Here is a 14,691-nt window from a genome sequence, read left to right as displayed (position 1 = left end):
TGCAGGTGATCTCGGCGGGTCCCCGGTAGAGGACCGAGAGGTCGGCTATGACGTTTTGCAGCGGCTCAACCGTTCCGTACCACGGTCGACCGCGCGCCCGAGCGGGGCCCCGCAGGACAGGGTTCTGCGCCAATCTAAGGAACGTCGTCGCCGGGCAGGTTTCCCGGCGCGACCGCAGGAAAATTGCCCTGAGGTGACCATTTGTCGGGGCCACGCAGGTGCCGGCTTGGCACCGCCCTGCCCAAGGCTATTTTTACGCCAACTCTCTCGGCAGAGGGAATCCGACCTTCTCCTGCACCCCATCGAGCTCGCTCACCGAACATATCCCCAGTCGTTCCAGGCGATCGATCACTGCCCGCACCAGCACGTCGGGTGCCGACGCCCCGGCGGTCACGCCGACGCGTTGGTTTCCCGATACCCACCGCGGGTCGATCTCGTCGGCATTGTCGACCATGTAGGCCGCTATCCCCAGGTTCTCCGCGACCTCCCGCAGGCGGTTCGAATTCGAACTGGTCGGCGATCCCACGACGATGACGACGTCGCACTGCGACGCCAGATGCTTCACTGCATCCTGGCGGTTTTGCGTCGCATAACAGATGTCGTCCTTCTTTGGCCCCGTGATCGTGGGGAAGCGCGCGCGCAGGGCATCGACCACGCGTGCGGCGTCGTCGACCGAGAGTGTAGTCTGGGTAACGTAGGCGAGGCAGTCGGGATTCGTTACCTCGAGCGTCGCGACGTCGCCGGGCGTCTCGACGAGGTACATGCCGCCGGCGGACTGGCCGAGCGTGCCTTCGACCTCGGGGTGTCCTTTGTGGCCGATCATCACGATCTCGTATCCCTTGTCGCGCATCTTGCTGACTTCGACGTGGACCTTGGTGACAAGCGGGCAGGTCGCGTCGAACACGGTCAGCCCGCGGGCTGCGGCTTCAGTGCGCACAGCTTGAGACACGCCGTGTGCACTGAAAATGACGGTCGCGCCGGCCGGCACCTCGGACAGTTCCTCGACAAAAACGGCACCCTTGCGCTTGAGGTCGTCGACGACGAAGGTGTTGTGGACGACTTCGTGGCGCACGTAGATCGGTGCGCCGAATTTTTCCAGCGCGCGTTCGACGATCGCGATCGCGCGGTCGACGCCGGCGCAGAAGCCGCGCGGATTGGCGAGCAGAACGGTGGGGGTCATGAACGATCTTCCGTCAGAGGATGCGAACGACTTCGACCTCGAATTCGATCGAGAGGTCGGCGAGAGGGTGATTGAAGTCGACCTTGATCGCGTCGTCGGCGACTTCGAGAATGCGCCCGGCGAGGGTCTGGCCGCCGGGCATCGCGAATTCGACCAGATGATCGCGTACGAATTCCATGTCCGGCGGCAGATCGGTCTTTGCGAGCGTTTGAATCAGCCCGGGGTCGCTCTGGCCGAAAGCCTGCCCGGGATCGAGCAGGAAGACGTGACGTTCGCCCGGCGTCAGGTCGATCAGCCAGGCTTCGAGCGCAGGCGACAGCGTGCCATCGCCGAGCGTCAGCGTTTCGGCTTCAGGGTCGTCGAAGTTCGAGACGAGATCGTCGCCTCCGCGCGGACGCAGCGCGTAGCGAAGTTCGAGCGTGTCGCCGGCGGCGACGGCGCGCGAGCTCATGATTCCTTGGCCGGGCTCGGCTTGCCGCGCAGGCTGTCCCAGATCAGCAGGGCCGCGCCGACGGTGATCGCCGAATCGGCAACGTTGAATGCAGGCCAGGCGAAGCTTCGATAGTGGAAATACAGGAAATCGACGACGTGCCCCAGCACGACGCGGTCGATCACGTTGCCGAGCGCGCCGCCGAGGACAAGTGCGAGCGGAAGCGCCAGCCGGGGCTCGTCGCCGTGGCGCCCGAGCAGTCGCACGATGATCACGGTGGCGACGATGCCGACCGCGATGAAGAACCAGCGCTGCCAGCCGCCCGCGTTCGCGAGAAAGCTGAATGCGGCGCCGGTGTTGTGCACGAGCACGAGCGAAAAGAACGGCAGGACCGGAATCGCTTCCTGGTATTCGAGAGTCGACGAGACCCAGAACTTGGTCAGGTGGTCCGCGACGATGATGGCGAAGGCGAGGCCCAGCCACTTGCGCATCGCAGGCGTCGCGGGTTTACGCATGGCGGCGCGCCTCGCCGTCTCCGAAGAGATTGCTGACGCAGCGGCCGCACAAGCCCGGGTGCTCGGGGTGCGCGTCGACGTCGTCGCGGTAGTGCCAGCAGCGGTCGCATTTCTTCGCCGCGCTCGGCGCGACCTCGACGCGGTCGGCATCCGCCCCCACGACGCGCGCCTGCGAGGTGATCAGCACGAAGCGCAGGTCATCGGCGAGCGAGCTCAGGAGCGCGGCGGTCGACGGCGTAGCATGCAGCGTCACTTCGGCCTGCAGCGACGAGCCGATGGCGCCGGCGACGCGCACGGTTTCGAGTTCCTTTTGTACCTCGGCGCGCAGTGCGCGGATGCGTGCCCAGCGTTCGAGCAGTTCGTCTTCGCCGCCCTGTTCGGGGAGCACGTGCCTGGTATGCAGAAACACCGAGTCGTCGGCGTCGGCAAGCTGGGTCCACACCTCCTCGCCGGTGAACGACAGAATGGGCGCCATCCACCGCACCAGTGCGTGGGTCAGGTGGTGGAGCGCATTTTGCGCCGCGCGCCGCGCGCGGCTGTCCCCCGCGCTCGTGTAGAGGCGGTCCTTGAGGATGTCGAGATAGAAGCCGCCCAGGTCTTCCGAACAGAAGCTCTGCAGCTTCTGCACGATGAAGTGGAATTCGTAGGCGTCGTAGTGGCGCTGCAGTTCGCCCTGCAGGCGACGGGTCATTGCGAGCGCGTAGCGGTCGATTTCGAGCCATTCGTCGACCGACATCGCATGCTCGCGGGGATCGAAGTCCGACAGATTGGCAAGCAGGAACTTCAGCGTGTTGCGAATGCGTCGGTAGCCCTCGACCACGCGTTTCAGGATCTCGTCGGAGATCGACAACTCGCCCGAATAATCGGTCGTCGCCACCCACAGCCGAAGGATGTCGGCGCCGTACTGGTCCATGACCTTCTGCGGCGCGATCACGTTGCCTTTCGACTTGCTCATCTTGTGGCCTTTGCCATCGACGACGAAGCCGTGCGTCAGCAGCGCATCGTAGGGCGCGCGCCCGTCGGTCGCGCAGCCGGTGAGCAGGGAAGACTGGAACCAGCCGCGATGCTGGTCCGAGCCCTCGAGGTAGAGATCGGCCGGATGCGCAAGCTCGGAGCGCCGCTTCAGCACGCACGCGTGGGTCACGCCGGAGTCGAACCAGACGTCGAGCGTATGCCCGGTCTTGTCGTAGTGCGCCGCGTCATCGCCGAGCAGTTCGGCGGGGTCGAGCGCGAACCACGCTTCGATGCCCGCGGTCTCGACACGCTGCGCGACGATTTCGAGCAGTTCGGTCGTCCTCGGATGCAGCGCGCCGGTCTCCCTGTGCGTAAAGAACGGCATCGGCACGCCCCAGTTGCGCTGGCGCGACACGCACCAGTCCGGACGGTTCCGGATCATCGCCTCGAGCCGCGCGCGGCCCCAGTGCGGGAAGAATTGCGTCGCCTCGACCGCTTTCATCGCCTGTTCGCGCAGCGTCGCCCCCTGATCCCTGACTCCTGAGTCCTGACCCGCGGAATCCATGCCGATGAACCACTGCCGTGTCGCGCGGAAGATGATCGGCGTCTTGTGGCGCCAGCAATGCGGGTAGCTGTGCAGCAGCTTCTCGTGCGCGAGCAGGGCGCCGCTGGCCTCGAGCGTTTCGACGATCAGCGGGTTGGCCTGCCAGATGCTCATGCCGCCGACGAGCGGCACGCTGGCGTAGAAGCGGCCGTCGTCGCCGACCGGATTGTCGACCTTGAGGCCGTAGCGGCTGCCGACGACGTAGTCGTCGAGGCCGTGGCCGGGCGCCGTGTGCACCGCGCCGGTGCCGGCGTCGGCCGTGACGTGCTCGCCGACGATGACCGGGACCTGGCGGTCCTGGAAGGGGTGCCACAACGGCAGCCCTTCGAGCATCTGGCCCGTCGTGTGCGCGAGGATTTCGGCACCGTCGGCGAGGCCATAGCGCACGAGCGCCGCTTCACGCAGGCTCTCGGCCAGGACGAGCAAGCCTCGCGCCGTGCGCACGAGGGTGTACGGGAAGTCGGGATGCAGCGCGACGGCCTGATTGGCCGGCAAGGTCCATGGTGTCGTCGTCCAGATCACGATCTGGACCGGTGTGTCGATCGCTGCGACGTCGAAGCGGCGCGCGAGGTCGGCGCGGTCGGCCACTGCGAAGCCGACGTCGATCGCCGGGGAGTTCTTGTCCTCGTATTCGACTTCGGCCTCGGCCAGCGCCGAGCCGCAGTCGACGCACCAGTGCACCGGCTTGGCGCCCTGGTACAGGAAGCCCGCCTGCTGGATTTGCCCGAGCACGCGCAGCGTGTCGGCCTCGAACTGGAAGTCCATCGTGCGGTAGGGATTGGACCAGTCGCCGAGCACGCCGAGGCGGATGAAGTCGGCCTTCTGGCGCTCGATCTGTTCGGCGGCGTAGGCGCGACAGAGCTCGCGGAATTTTGCCGGCGGAATATCCTTTCCGTGGGTTTTCTCGACCTGCAATTCGATCGGCAGGCCGTGGCAGTCCCAGCCCGGCACGTAGGGCGCATCGAAGCCGGAGAGCGTCTTCGCCTTGACGATGATGTCCTTGAGTATCTTGTTGACCGCGTGTCCGATGTGGATGTCGCCGTTGGCGTAGGGCGGACCGTCGTGCAGGATGAACTTCGGCCGTCCCGCGGCGGCCGCGCGGATCGCCTCGTAGCGTTTCTTCTCCTGCCAGCTTTTCACCCAGCCGGGCTCGCGCTTGGCGAGGTCGCCGCGCATCGGGAAGGGGGTGTCGGGCAGATTGAGCGTGCTCTTGTAATCAGGCATGGAGGCAGCGTTTTATCGGGTCTTGGCGAGAAACTGCCGCGCGTCCTCGACGTCGCGGCGGATTTGCGCGACGAGGCTGTCGAGGTCCGGGTATCTTTCCTCGTCGCGCAGCTTGTGCAGGAAGTCCACTCGCACACGGCGGCCGTAGATGTCGGCGTCAAAGTCGAACAGGTGCACTTCGAGCACCGGTACCGCGTCGGCGCCCTTTACGGTCGGCCGTCTGCCGAGGCTCGCGACGCCTTGCAGCGGCGCACCATTGAGCCCGCACAGTTCGACCGCGTAGATGCCCATGAGCGGCGGCCGGTTGTGCCTGAGCTGAATGTTGGCAGTCGGGAAGCCGATCGCCCGCCCAAGCTTGTCGCCGTGCACGACGCGCCCCGAAATGCTGTAAGGCCGCCCGAGGAGGCAGCCGGCGTGGTGGAGTTCGCCGGCCGCAAGCGCCTGGCGCACGGCGGTCGACGAGGCGCGTTCGCCTGCGATCTCGACCGTCGGCAGATGTTCGGCGTCGAAGCCGAGATGAGCGCCGGCCTGCTGCAACAGCGCAAAGTCGCCCGCACGCTTGGCGCCGTAGCGGAAATCGTCGCCGACTAGGACATAACGCGCCTGCAGCGTATGCCCGAGCACCTGCTCGATGAAGGCCTCGGCCGACAGGCTCGAGAAGGGGCGGTCGAAGCGGAACACATGGAAGCGGTCGACGCCGAGACGCTGCAGGCACTCTGCCTTCTCACGCAGGCTCGACAGACGCGCGGGTGCCTGCTCGGGAGCGAAGAATTCACGCGGGTGCGGCTCGAAGCTCAAGACGCAGCTCGACAGCCCTCGCGCCCGCGCGACTGCCTGCAGCCGGGCGAGCATGGCCTGGTGCCCCAGGTGCAGGCCGTCAAAGTTGCCGATCGTGACGGCGTGGGCCGTGCCGAGCGGACGAAAACCGTGGGTGATGCGCATGAATCGGGCCGAAGGAACAGAGCGCGAAAAGGACTGATTCTAGCCGATTCAGCGGCTTATTCCGCCGCGCGGCGCGCGAATTGCGCGGGGCGGAAGCCCATGACGCCGAGCGCGGCGAAGTACAGCAGCGCGCCGCCGCCGACGAGCAGCGACAGCCTGAGCAGGCGCTCGAGAAAGTCGGCCGCGAGCCACCACGACGCCGTGCCCATGGCGAAGAACAGCGCGGCTCCCATGATACCGACGGCCACCGTCAGGCGCAGTGAATAGCCGAACCAGCCCGGTTGCGGGCGGTAGATTCCCTGCTTCTTCAGCAGATGGAGTAGCCATCCTGCGTTGAGACAGGCACCGAGCCCGATCGCCAGCGCGAGTCCGGCGTGACCGAGCGGGACGATGAACGCCAGGTTCATGAGCTGGGTAGCGACGAGCGTGAAGAGCGCGATCTTCACCGGCGTGCGGATGTTCTGCCGCGCATAGAAACCGGGTGCCAGCACCTTGACGAGGATCAGGCCGACGAGTCCGAGGCTGTAGGCGACCAGCGCGCGCTGCGTCATCGTCACGTCTGCGGCCGTGAAGGCACCGTAGTGGAAGAGCGTCGTGATGAGCGGCACCGCGAGCACGGCCAGTGCCGCCGCTGACGGCAACGCGAGCAGCAGCGTGAGGCGCAGGCCCCAGTCGAGGAGTCGCGAATAGTCGGCTGGCGAGTCGTCCGCGTAGTGCTTGGCGAGGCTTGGCAGCAGGATGGTGCCGAGCGCCACGCCGAGCATGCCGGTCGGAAACTCCATCAGCCGGTCGGCGTAATAGAGCCACGACACGCTGCCGGTCGCGAGGAAGGAGGCGAAAATCGTGTTGATCAAGAGGCTGATCTGCGCGACCGAAACGCCGAGCGTCGCGGGCGCCATCAGCTTGAGGACGCGGCGTACGCCGGGGTCGTCGAAATGCCGGGCCGGGCGCGGCAGCATGTCGAGCTTCGCGAGGTGCGGCAGCATCCATGCGAGCTGCAGCACGCCCCCGAGCGCGACCCCCCAGCCGAGCGCAAGGACAGGCGGGTCGAAATAGGGTGCGAGCCCGAGTGCCGCGGCGATCATCGCGACGTTGAGCAGGACCGGCGCGAACGCGGGCACGGAAAAACGGCTCCAGGTATTGAGAACGCCTGCCGCGAGCGCCACCAGCGAAATGAAGATGATGTAGGGGAAGGTGATGCGCAGCAGGGTCACCGTCAATTCGAACTTTTGCGGGTCGGCGCGAAAACCCGGCGCACTGATATAGGCGATCCACGGCGCGCCGAGGATGCCGAGCACGGCGACCGCGACCAGCGCGAGGGTCAGTGCGGTGCCGACCTGGCTGACGAGCACGCGCGTCGCGTCATGCCCCTTGCGGTTCTTGTATTCGGCGAGAATCGGCACGAAAGCCTGGGAAAACGCGCCCTCGGCGAAGAGGCGCCGCAACAGGTTGGGGATCTTGAACGCCACGAAGAAAGCATCGGTCAGCATGCCGGCGCCAAAGACCCGGGCGATGATCGTGTCGCGGGCGAATCCCAGGATGCGTGAGAGCAGGGTCATGCTGCTGACCGCAGCGAGGGCTTTGAGAAGATTCATGGGGCGCGCCGTAATTGTGCGCGCATTGTGGCCCCCCGGCGGGGGTGCCGCAACCGCACGGGGGGGCGGCTTGATTTGTCGGCCGTTTGTCTCGTACAATTGCCGGCTTTGATGCAAAGCCCCTGATCAGTGTCGGGGCGCCCTACAGATTATTGCCTCAGCCGCTGGCTGAGATTACAGGAGCAGAATACATGGCGAACTCCGCCCAGGCGCGCAAGCGCGCACGTCAGGCATCCGCGCAGCGCGACCACAACATGAGCCAGCGCTCGGAACTGCGTACGGCGATCAAGAAAGTGCGCAAGGCGATCGAGGCAGGCGACAAGGCTGCGGCGCAGGCCGTCTACCAGTCGTCGGTCAGCGTGATCGACAGCATCGCCGACAAGCAAATCATCCACAAGAACAAGGCTGCGCGCCATAAGAGCCGTCTGTCGCTTGCCGTCAAAGGCATGGCCTGAGCTGCACCTCGACCCGACGAGTTCGGGTCTGATAAAAAACGCCGCGAAAGCGGCGTTTTTTATTGCGCGTCCGGCGTGTCAGTCGGCGTTCTCGGTCACCAGTTCGTTGCTTCGCGCGAAGTTCTGCAGGAAGCGGTAGGCGTTGGTGTCGGTCGTCTTGAGTTTCTTGTCGACCACGATGCAGGTGATGCCGTCGAGCGTCTTCGGCTGCACGTAAGGCGAATAATTCGTGCGGTGATTCGGGTCAATTACCGCAAACGCGCCCGCCAGCCGTTCGGCCCAGTCGCTCGGGCGGAAGCGGGCGCCCTTGGTCGTGATGCCGCGAATGATGAAAGGTGCGTCGGCGGATGCGTCATCCATGGGTAGCGGGCAATGAAGAGATGGGCTGGATTTTAGCATGTGCCTCCGATACCCCGAGGGCGACGGCCTTGCGCACGCCGGAGGTTTTGAAGATACTGGCGCGGTCTTACCTGACCAAAACGGTCAACTATACAAAACTGAGGAGAGATAGAGGATGAAAAACCCGCTGGATTCGCTGTGGGGCACCGTCATTTCGGGCGTCGTGCTGACCGCCGTGTTGTATGTCTTTGCCAGAAATTTCCTGAGCTGAGGAGGCGCAATGGAAACCATCGATATCGTCGCCGTCCTCGCCCGCTGGATTCACTTCATGGCCGGCATCATGTGGATCGGGCTGCTGTACTACTTCAACTTCGTGCAGGTGGCCGCGCTCAAGCACGCGACGGCCGACGGCACCGCTGCCGGCATCAGCAAGCACGTCGCCCCGCGCGCGCTGCTGTTCTTCCGCTGGGGCGCGGTCGTGACCTGGCTCGCCGGCGCCGCGCTCCTCGGGCCGTACTTCGTCGACGCCTTCCTGTTGCGTAATGGCTTCGGCGCGATCGGCATTGGCGCCTGGCTCGGGACGATCATGCTGTTCAACGTCTGGGGCCTGATCTGGCCGAACCAGAAGAAGATACTCGGCATCAAGCCCGCGTCCGACGAGGAGAAGAACCGCGCGCGCAGGACGGCGTTTCTGGCCTCGCGCACGAACACCATGCTGTCGATTCCGATGTTGTTCTTCATGGCCGGCGGGTGGTCTCACCGCAGCCTTTTCGGCCTATAATCAAGGCGCTGCATGACAAGCACGGCGGCTTCGGCCGCCGTTTTCTATTTTGCTGTTATCACGCCCATACAGCAGCAATTGACGGGACAGCCCGGGTGAGACTGCCATGACAACAACACACTTGATGAACACCTACGCGCGCCAGCCGGTGGCCTTCGTTCGCGGTGAGGGTGCCTACCTGTGGGACGAGGCCGGCAAGCGCTACCTCGATGCGGTCGCCGGCGTCGCGGTCAACGCGCTCGGACACGCCCATCCGAGACTGGTCAAGGCGATCGCCGAACAGGCCGCGACGCTCATCCATTCGTCCAACCTGTATCGCGTGCTGCGTCAGGAGGAGTTGGCGGACAAGCTCTGTGCGCTGTCGGGCATGGACCGCGCCTTTTTCTGCAATTCGGGTTGCGAGGCCAACGAAGCGGCGATCAAGCTTGCGCGTCTTTATGGCCACGGCAAGGGGATCGAGCTGCCGACGATCATCGTCGTCGAAAAGGCCTTCCACGGCCGCACCATGGCGACGCTGACCGCAACCGGCAGCCGCAAGATCCAGGCGGGTTTCGAGCCCCTGCTGTCGGGCTTCGCGCGCGTGCCTTTCAACGACATCGAAGCGATCCGCCATGTCGCCGAGCACAACAAGAGCGTGGTCGCGGTGTTGATCGAAACCGTGCAGGGCGAGGGCGGCATCAATATCCTGCCGGCCGAGTACCTCGCGGAATTGCGGACGCTGTGCGACGCACAGGGCTGGCTGCTGATGCTCGACGAAGTGCAGACCGGAATCGGCCGCACGGGCACCTGGTTCGGTTTCCAGCACGCCGGCGTCGTACCCGACGTGATCGCGCTGGCCAAGGGGCTCGGCGGCGGCGTTCCGATTGGGGCCTGTCTCGCGCGCGGCGCCGCGGCCGAGGTCTTCACGCCGGGAACGCACGGCTCGACCTTCGGCGGCAATCCGCTCGCCTGCGCCGCCGCGCTCGCGACGCTTGAGACGATCGAGGCGGAGCATCTGCTCGACAACGCGCGGTTGCGCGGCGACGCGATCCGGGCCGGATTGCGCGGCGCACTGGACGGCGTGCACGGGGTGCTCGACATCCGAGGCGAGGGCCTCATGATCGGGATCGAGCTCGACCGGCCCTGCGCCGAACTCGTCGGCGTCGCGCGCGACGCCGGCGTGCTGATCAACGTGACCGCCGACTCGGTGATCCGTCTGGTGCCGCCGCTGATCTACGGCGCGGACGAAGTCGACCTGCTCGTCGCCACCGTCGCCGACGTGGTCCGGAACTATCTGCAGCAGGCGGCCTGATGCTGAAGCACTTTCTCCAGTTCAGGGACCTCTCGCGCGACGAACATCTCTATCTGTTCGAACGTGCGCGCGTGATCAAGTCGCGCTTCAAGCGCTACGAACCCTACCATCCGCTCGCTGACCGCACGCTCGCGATGATCTTCGAGAAGAGCTCGACGCGGACGCGTCTGAGCTTCGAAGCCGGCATGCACCAACTTGGCGGTTCGGCAATCTATCTCAACACCCGCGACACCCAGCTCGGCCGGGGCGAGCCGGTCGAGGACGCGGGCGAAGTCATTTCGCGCATGGTCGACATCGTGATGATCCGCACCTTCGAACAGGAGATCATCGAGCGGTTTGCCTCCCATTCGCGCGTGCCCGTCATCAACGGCCTGACCAACGAATATCACCCATGCCAGGTGCTCGCGGACATCTTCACGTTCATCGAACACCGCGGGCCGATCCACGGCAAGACGGTCGCCTGGATCGGCGACTCGAACAACATGTGCAACACCTGGCTGCAGGCCGCAGAGCTGCTCGACTTCAACGTCCACGTCTCGACCCCGCCCGGCTACGAGGTCGAGCCCGAACGCGCGGGCCTGTATGGCACCGACCACTTCGAAAGCTTCGTCGACCCGATGGACGCCTGCCGCGGCGCCGATCTTGTGACCACCGACGTGTGGACGAGCATGGGCTGGGAAGCGGAAAACGACGCACGCATGAAGGCCTTCGCCGACTGGCAGGTCGACGCCGAGATGATGGCGGTGGCGAAGCCTGAAGCGGTTTTCATGCACTGCCTGCCGGCGCATCGCGGCGAGGAAGTGACCGCCGAAGTCATCGACGGGCGGCAGTCCGTGGTCTGGGACGAGGCGGAAAACCGGCTGCACGTGCAAAAAGCCTTGATGGAATATCTTCTCCTCGGAAAACTGGAAACCTGACATGAACATCGCCTACTTCAAGGACATGGATTCGCTGTACGTCGAAATCAGCCCCGAGAACCCCGCCCGCGCCTGGGAGGCCCACGAGGGCATCGTGCTGAACTTTTCCGAAGATGGCCGCGTCGTCGGCATCGAAATCGAAAAGGCGAGCCAGGCCGCCAATCTCGACATTCTCAAGATCGGCGGCTTCCCGGGCCAGATCGAGATCATCGACACGAACACTTCCGGCTCCACCCATTAATCCAGCGACTCCCATGAGCGACATCAAGAAAGTTGTACTGGCCTATTCCGGCGGCCTCGACACCTCGGTCATCCTGAAATGGCTGCAGGACACCTACCAATGCGAGGTGGTGACCTTCACCGCCGACCTCGGCCAGGGCGAGGAACTCGAACCGGCGCGGCAGAAGGCACTGCAGTTCGGCATCAAACCTGAACAGATCTACATCGACGACCTGCGCGAGGAATTCGTGCGCGACTTCGTCTTCCCGATGTTCCGCGCGAATACCGTGTACGAAGGCGAATATCTGCTCGGCACGTCGATCGCGCGGCCGCTGATCGCCAAGCGGCTGATCGAGATCGTCAACGCAACCGGCGCCGACGCGATCTGTCACGGCGCCACCGGTAAGGGCAACGACCAGGTGCGCTTCGAACTCGGCGCCTACGCGCTGAAACCCGACGTCAAGGTCATCGCGCCGTGGCGCGAGTGGGACCTGCTCTCGCGCGAGAAGCTGCTCGCCTACGCAGAATCCCATGGCATTCCGATCGACATGAAGCATCGCCAGGGCGGCTCGCCTTATTCGATGGACGCGAACCTGCTGCATATTTCCTACGAAGGCCGCCACCTCGAGGACCCCAGCGCCGAAGCCGAAGAAGACATGTGGCGCTGGACCGTGTCGCCCGAGAAGGCGCCCGACGCGGCCGAATACATCGAACTGACCTACGCGAAAGGTGATGTCGTCGCGATCGACGGCCAGCAAATGCCTGCCCACGAAGTGCTCGCCAAGCTCAACGAACTGGGCGGCAAGCACGGCATCGGCCGGCTCGACCTCGTCGAGAACCGCTACGTCGGCATGAAGTCGCGGGGCTGCTACGAAACGCCCGGCGGCACCATCCTGCTGAAGGCGCACCGTGCGATCGAGTCGATCACGCTCGATCGCGAGGTCGCGCATCTGAAGGACGACCTGATGCCGCGCTACGCCAGCCTGATCTACAACGGCTACTGGTGGGCGCCCGAGCGGCGCGCGCTGCAGGTGCTGATCGACCACACGCAGGCGCACGTCAACGGCACGGTGCGGCTCAAGCTCTACAAGGGCAACGTCATCGTCGTCGGCCGCGATTCGAAGAACGATTCGCTGTTCGACTCGACCATCGCAACCTTCGAGGACGACGCGGGCGCCTACGATCAGAAGGACGCCGGCGGTTTCATCAAGCTCAACGCGCTGCGCATGCGCATCGCCGCAAAACTCGACGCACGGAGAAAATAAGCATGTCCCGGTTCGACAACGTCGCAGTCACCAAGCAGGCCAACGTCTATTTCGACGGCAAGTGCGTTTCGCATACCGTCGAATTCGCCGACGGCACCAAAAAGTCCGTCGGCGTGATTCTGCCATCGACGCTGACCTTCAATACGGGGGCCCCCGAAGTCATGGAGACCGTCGCCGGCGCATGTCGGGTCAAGCTCGCGGGCGAAAACGAGTGGAAGAGCTACGCGGCCGGGCAGTCGTTCGAAGTGCCTGCGAACTCGAGCTTCGAGATCGAAGTCGCGGCCGAGCCCTACCACTACGTGTGCCATTTCGGCTGAGCGCTGAGCCATGACGACCGTCGCCGTCGTGCGCAAGGAGGGCCGCATCGCGATCGCCGCCGACACGCTGACGAAATGGGGCGGTGGCAAGGAATCGGCCGACTACGTCGCGAATCACGAAAAGATCATCCGGGTCGGCGACAGCTACGTCGCGATCACCGGATCGGCGACCTTCAAGCTGATTCTCGCCGACTATTTCGAATCGCTCGACGAGCCACCGCGGCTCGATTCGGTGGGCGAGATATTCCGTGTCTGGAACACGCTGCACGGCGCGCTCAAGGAGCATTACTATCTTCAGACGGGCGACGACAAAGAGGAAGACCTCGAGTCGAGCCGCATGGACGTGCTCATCGCAAGCCCGCGCGGGATCTTCGGCGTCGCGGCGCACCGGACCGTGCAGGAGTTCTCGAAGTTCTACGCCTACGGCAGCGGCAGCCCCTACGCACTTGGCGCGATGTACGCAGCATTCCGCGCGCCCTCGCTCGACGCCGAGGGGGTCGCGCGACTCGGCGTGATGGCCGCCGCCGAGTTTCACGACGAGTCGGGCCTGCCGGTGCAGTCGTTCGTACTGGATGAGGAGTAGATCAAGATGCCAAGTTTCGACATCGTGTCCGAGGTCGACAAACAGGAAGTCCGCAATGCGATCGACCAGGTCAACAAGGAAGTGTCCACGCGCTTCGACTTCAAAGGCTCAGACGCGCGCGTCGAGCAAAGCGACTATGCGCTGACGGTCTACGCCGACACCGATTTCCAGCTCGATCAGGTGCAGGACATCTTGTCGCAGAAGCTCTCTAAGCGCGGCGTCGATGTCAAATGCCTCGATACCGGGAACGTTGAGAAAGTCTCGGGGAACAAGGTTAAGCGCAGCGTGACGGTGAAGACCGGGGTCGGGACCGAGCTCGCGAAGAAGATCGTCAAGTGCATCAAGGACAGCAAGCTCAAGGTGCAGGCGAGCATCCAGGGCGAAACGGTGCGCGTCTCGGGCGCCAAGCGCGACGTGCTGCAGGAGACGATCGCGCTGGTCAAGAAGAGCGTCAGCGATTTTCCGCTGCAATATCAGAATTTCCGCGACTGAGTGATCGGGAGGCGAGAATGGCCAAGGTTCTGGTTCCGCTGGCGGACGGCTGTGAAGAGCTCGAAGCCGTCACCATTATCGACTTGCTGCGGCGCGCCGGCGTCGAGGTCATCGTCGCGGGCCTGAAGCCCGGCGTGGTCAAGGCGAGTCGCGGCGTTCAGCTCGTGCCGGACGTGACGCTCGATCAGGCGCTCGCCGACGCCTACGACATGGTCGTACTGCCGGGCGGGATGCCGGGCGCGGCGCACCTCAAGGACGACGTACGCGTCGTCGACCTGCTGAAGAAGATGGCGTCGGCCGGGAAATATACCGCAGCCATCTGCGCCGCGCCGATGGTGCTGGCCGAAGCGGGGCTGTTGCGCGGCAAACAGGCGACGAGCTACCCGGGCTTTCTCGACGGTGTTCCCGACGTCACCTTGCGCGCCGAGGCGGTCGTTCAGGACGGCACGGTGCTGACCTCGCGCGGTCCCGGAACGGCGATGGATTTCGCGCTGCAACTGGTCGAAACCCTCGTCGGCCGCGCCAAGCGCGAGCAGGTCGAAACGGCGCTGGTCAGACCGTAGCCGGCGGCGTCGCCGGATTGTTATC

General features: G+C 64.8%; 17 protein-coding genes. 10 read left to right on the top strand and 7 right to left on the bottom strand.

The annotated features are described in order from the left end of the window. Positions 1-253 precede the first annotated feature (253 nt). The 6 genes from ispH to murJ are packed head-to-tail and all read right to left on the bottom strand — an operon-like array spanning position 254 to position 7,444. Entirely contained in the window at positions 254-1,180 is a 927-nt protein-coding gene (gene ispH / locus TBD_RS09330) for a 4-hydroxy-3-methylbut-2-enyl diphosphate reductase (RefSeq protein ID WP_011312372.1), read from the bottom strand. 13 nt (positions 1,181-1,193) lie between these two features. Then, positions 1,194-1,631, bottom strand: a complete 438-nt coding sequence (locus TBD_RS09325) for an FKBP-type peptidyl-prolyl cis-trans isomerase (protein WP_011312371.1) — start codon at positions 1,629-1,631, stop codon at positions 1,194-1,196. After that, on the bottom strand, positions 1,628-2,101 hold the full coding sequence (lspA, locus tag TBD_RS09320; RefSeq protein WP_011312370.1) for a signal peptidase II: 474 nt from the start codon (positions 2,099-2,101) through the stop codon (positions 1,628-1,630). The genes TBD_RS09325 and lspA overlap by 4 nt, the downstream gene beginning before the upstream one ends. Positions 2,102-2,117: 16 nt before the next feature. Then, on the bottom strand, positions 2,118-4,907 hold the full coding sequence (gene ileS / locus TBD_RS09315) for an isoleucine--tRNA ligase (protein WP_011312369.1): 2,790 nt from the start codon (positions 4,905-4,907) through the stop codon (positions 2,118-2,120). A 12-nt stretch (positions 4,908-4,919) separates the two neighbouring features. Then, positions 4,920-5,849 (bottom strand): bifunctional riboflavin kinase/FAD synthetase, encoded by a 930-nt coding sequence (locus TBD_RS09310; protein ID WP_011312368.1) that lies wholly within the window; start codon positions 5,847-5,849, stop codon positions 4,920-4,922. A 56-nt stretch (positions 5,850-5,905) separates the two neighbouring features. Further along, the gene (gene murJ / locus TBD_RS09305; RefSeq protein ID WP_011312367.1) at positions 5,906-7,444 is read right to left on the bottom strand and encodes a murein biosynthesis integral membrane protein MurJ; all 1,539 of its coding nucleotides are present in this window, start codon (positions 7,442-7,444) and stop codon (positions 5,906-5,908) included. A 191-nt stretch (positions 7,445-7,635) separates the two neighbouring features. Between murJ and rpsT the strand changes: the two genes are divergently transcribed. Then, on the top strand, positions 7,636-7,899 hold the full coding sequence (gene rpsT / locus TBD_RS09300) for a 30S ribosomal protein S20 (protein WP_011312366.1): 264 nt from the start codon (positions 7,636-7,638) through the stop codon (positions 7,897-7,899). Between the two features lie 78 nt (positions 7,900-7,977). On the opposite strand, the gene TBD_RS09295 is transcribed toward rpsT, so the two are convergent. Next, positions 7,978-8,259 (bottom strand): DUF3579 domain-containing protein, encoded by a 282-nt coding sequence (locus TBD_RS09295; protein WP_041432642.1) that lies wholly within the window; start codon positions 8,257-8,259, stop codon positions 7,978-7,980. 259 nt (positions 8,260-8,518) lie between these two features. Between TBD_RS09295 and TBD_RS09290 the strand changes: the two genes are divergently transcribed. The 9 genes from TBD_RS09290 to TBD_RS09250 all read left to right on the top strand — a co-directional run bounded on the left by TBD_RS09290 (position 8,519) and on the right by TBD_RS09250 (position 14,666). After that, on the top strand, positions 8,519-9,019 hold the full coding sequence (locus TBD_RS09290) for a urate hydroxylase PuuD (RefSeq protein WP_011312364.1): 501 nt from the start codon (positions 8,519-8,521) through the stop codon (positions 9,017-9,019). Between the two features lie 106 nt (positions 9,020-9,125). Continuing rightward, positions 9,126-10,310 carry an acetylornithine transaminase gene (locus TBD_RS09285; protein WP_011312363.1) on the top strand — a complete coding sequence of 395 codons (1,185 nt, stop codon included), beginning with the start codon at positions 9,126-9,128 and terminating at the stop codon, positions 10,308-10,310. Next, the gene (gene argF / locus TBD_RS09280; RefSeq protein ID WP_011312362.1) at positions 10,310-11,227 is read left to right on the top strand and encodes an ornithine carbamoyltransferase; all 918 of its coding nucleotides are present in this window, start codon (positions 10,310-10,312) and stop codon (positions 11,225-11,227) included. Before TBD_RS09285 ends, argF begins: the two co-directional genes overlap by 1 nt. Before the next feature lies 1 nt (position 11,228). Then, positions 11,229-11,468: a DUF2283 domain-containing protein gene (locus tag TBD_RS09275; protein ID WP_041432640.1), complete on the top strand. Its 240-nt coding sequence runs from the start codon at positions 11,229-11,231 to the stop codon at positions 11,466-11,468. Positions 11,469-11,481: 13 nt separating this feature from the next. Beyond that, positions 11,482-12,711 (top strand): argininosuccinate synthase, encoded by a 1,230-nt coding sequence (locus TBD_RS09270; RefSeq protein WP_011312361.1) that lies wholly within the window; start codon positions 11,482-11,484, stop codon positions 12,709-12,711. A 2-nt stretch (positions 12,712-12,713) separates the two neighbouring features. Next, positions 12,714-13,028: a pyrimidine/purine nucleoside phosphorylase gene (locus TBD_RS09265; RefSeq protein WP_011312360.1), complete on the top strand. Its 315-nt coding sequence runs from the start codon at positions 12,714-12,716 to the stop codon at positions 13,026-13,028. 10 nt (positions 13,029-13,038) lie between these two features. Beyond that, entirely contained in the window at positions 13,039-13,611 is a 573-nt protein-coding gene (locus TBD_RS09260; protein ID WP_011312359.1) for a hypothetical protein, read from the top strand. Between the two features lie 6 nt (positions 13,612-13,617). Then, a complete protein-coding gene (locus tag TBD_RS09255; RefSeq protein ID WP_011312358.1) occupies positions 13,618-14,103 on the top strand; it encodes a YajQ family cyclic di-GMP-binding protein in 486 nt (161 codons plus the stop codon). Between the two features lie 17 nt (positions 14,104-14,120). Next, complete coding sequence (locus TBD_RS09250; protein ID WP_011312357.1) at positions 14,121-14,666, top strand: DJ-1 family glyoxalase III; 546 nt, start codon at positions 14,121-14,123, stop codon at positions 14,664-14,666. Positions 14,667-14,691: the final 25 nt, after the last annotated feature.

The sequence above is a fragment of the Thiobacillus denitrificans ATCC 25259 genome (assembly GCF_000012745.1).
Lineage (GTDB): Bacteria > Pseudomonadota > Gammaproteobacteria > Burkholderiales > Thiobacillaceae > Thiobacillus > Thiobacillus denitrificans_B.
Note: the sequence above shows the minus strand (reverse complement) of the source record. Positions and strands in the feature narration are given on the sequence as shown.

Bases quoted from the DNA above. Each gene is read 5' to 3' on its own strand.
- argF (WP_011312362.1), top strand. From the start codon at position 10,310: ATGCTGAAGCACTTTCTCCAGTTCAGGGACCTCTCGCGCGACGAACAT.
- TBD_RS09250 (WP_011312357.1), top strand. From the start codon at position 14,121: ATGGCCAAGGTTCTGGTTCCGCTGGCGGACGGCTGTGAAGAGCTCGAA.
- ispH (WP_011312372.1), bottom strand. From the start codon at position 1,180: ATGACCCCCACCGTTCTGCTCGCCAATCCGCGCGGCTTCTGCGCCGGC.
- rpsT (WP_011312366.1), top strand. From the start codon at position 7,636: ATGGCGAACTCCGCCCAGGCGCGCAAGCGCGCACGTCAGGCATCCGCG.
- TBD_RS09270 (WP_011312361.1), top strand. From the start codon at position 11,482: ATGAGCGACATCAAGAAAGTTGTACTGGCCTATTCCGGCGGCCTCGAC.
- TBD_RS09285 (WP_011312363.1), top strand. From the start codon at position 9,126: ATGACAACAACACACTTGATGAACACCTACGCGCGCCAGCCGGTGGCC.
- TBD_RS09295 (WP_041432642.1), bottom strand. From the start codon at position 8,259: ATGGATGACGCATCCGCCGACGCACCTTTCATCATTCGCGGCATCACG.
- TBD_RS09265 (WP_011312360.1), top strand. From the start codon at position 12,714: ATGTCCCGGTTCGACAACGTCGCAGTCACCAAGCAGGCCAACGTCTAT.
- ileS (WP_011312369.1), bottom strand. From the start codon at position 4,907: ATGCCTGATTACAAGAGCACGCTCAATCTGCCCGACACCCCCTTCCCG.
- TBD_RS09260 (WP_011312359.1), top strand. From the start codon at position 13,039: ATGACGACCGTCGCCGTCGTGCGCAAGGAGGGCCGCATCGCGATCGCC.
- TBD_RS09290 (WP_011312364.1), top strand. From the start codon at position 8,519: ATGGAAACCATCGATATCGTCGCCGTCCTCGCCCGCTGGATTCACTTC.
- TBD_RS09325 (WP_011312371.1), bottom strand. From the start codon at position 1,631: ATGAGCTCGCGCGCCGTCGCCGCCGGCGACACGCTCGAACTTCGCTAC.
- murJ (WP_011312367.1), bottom strand. From the start codon at position 7,444: ATGAATCTTCTCAAAGCCCTCGCTGCGGTCAGCAGCATGACCCTGCTC.
- TBD_RS09255 (WP_011312358.1), top strand. From the start codon at position 13,618: ATGCCAAGTTTCGACATCGTGTCCGAGGTCGACAAACAGGAAGTCCGC.
- TBD_RS09310 (WP_011312368.1), bottom strand. From the start codon at position 5,849: ATGCGCATCACCCACGGTTTTCGTCCGCTCGGCACGGCCCACGCCGTC.
- lspA (WP_011312370.1), bottom strand. From the start codon at position 2,101: ATGCGCAAGTGGCTGGGCCTCGCCTTCGCCATCATCGTCGCGGACCAC.
- TBD_RS09275 (WP_041432640.1), top strand. From the start codon at position 11,229: ATGAACATCGCCTACTTCAAGGACATGGATTCGCTGTACGTCGAAATC.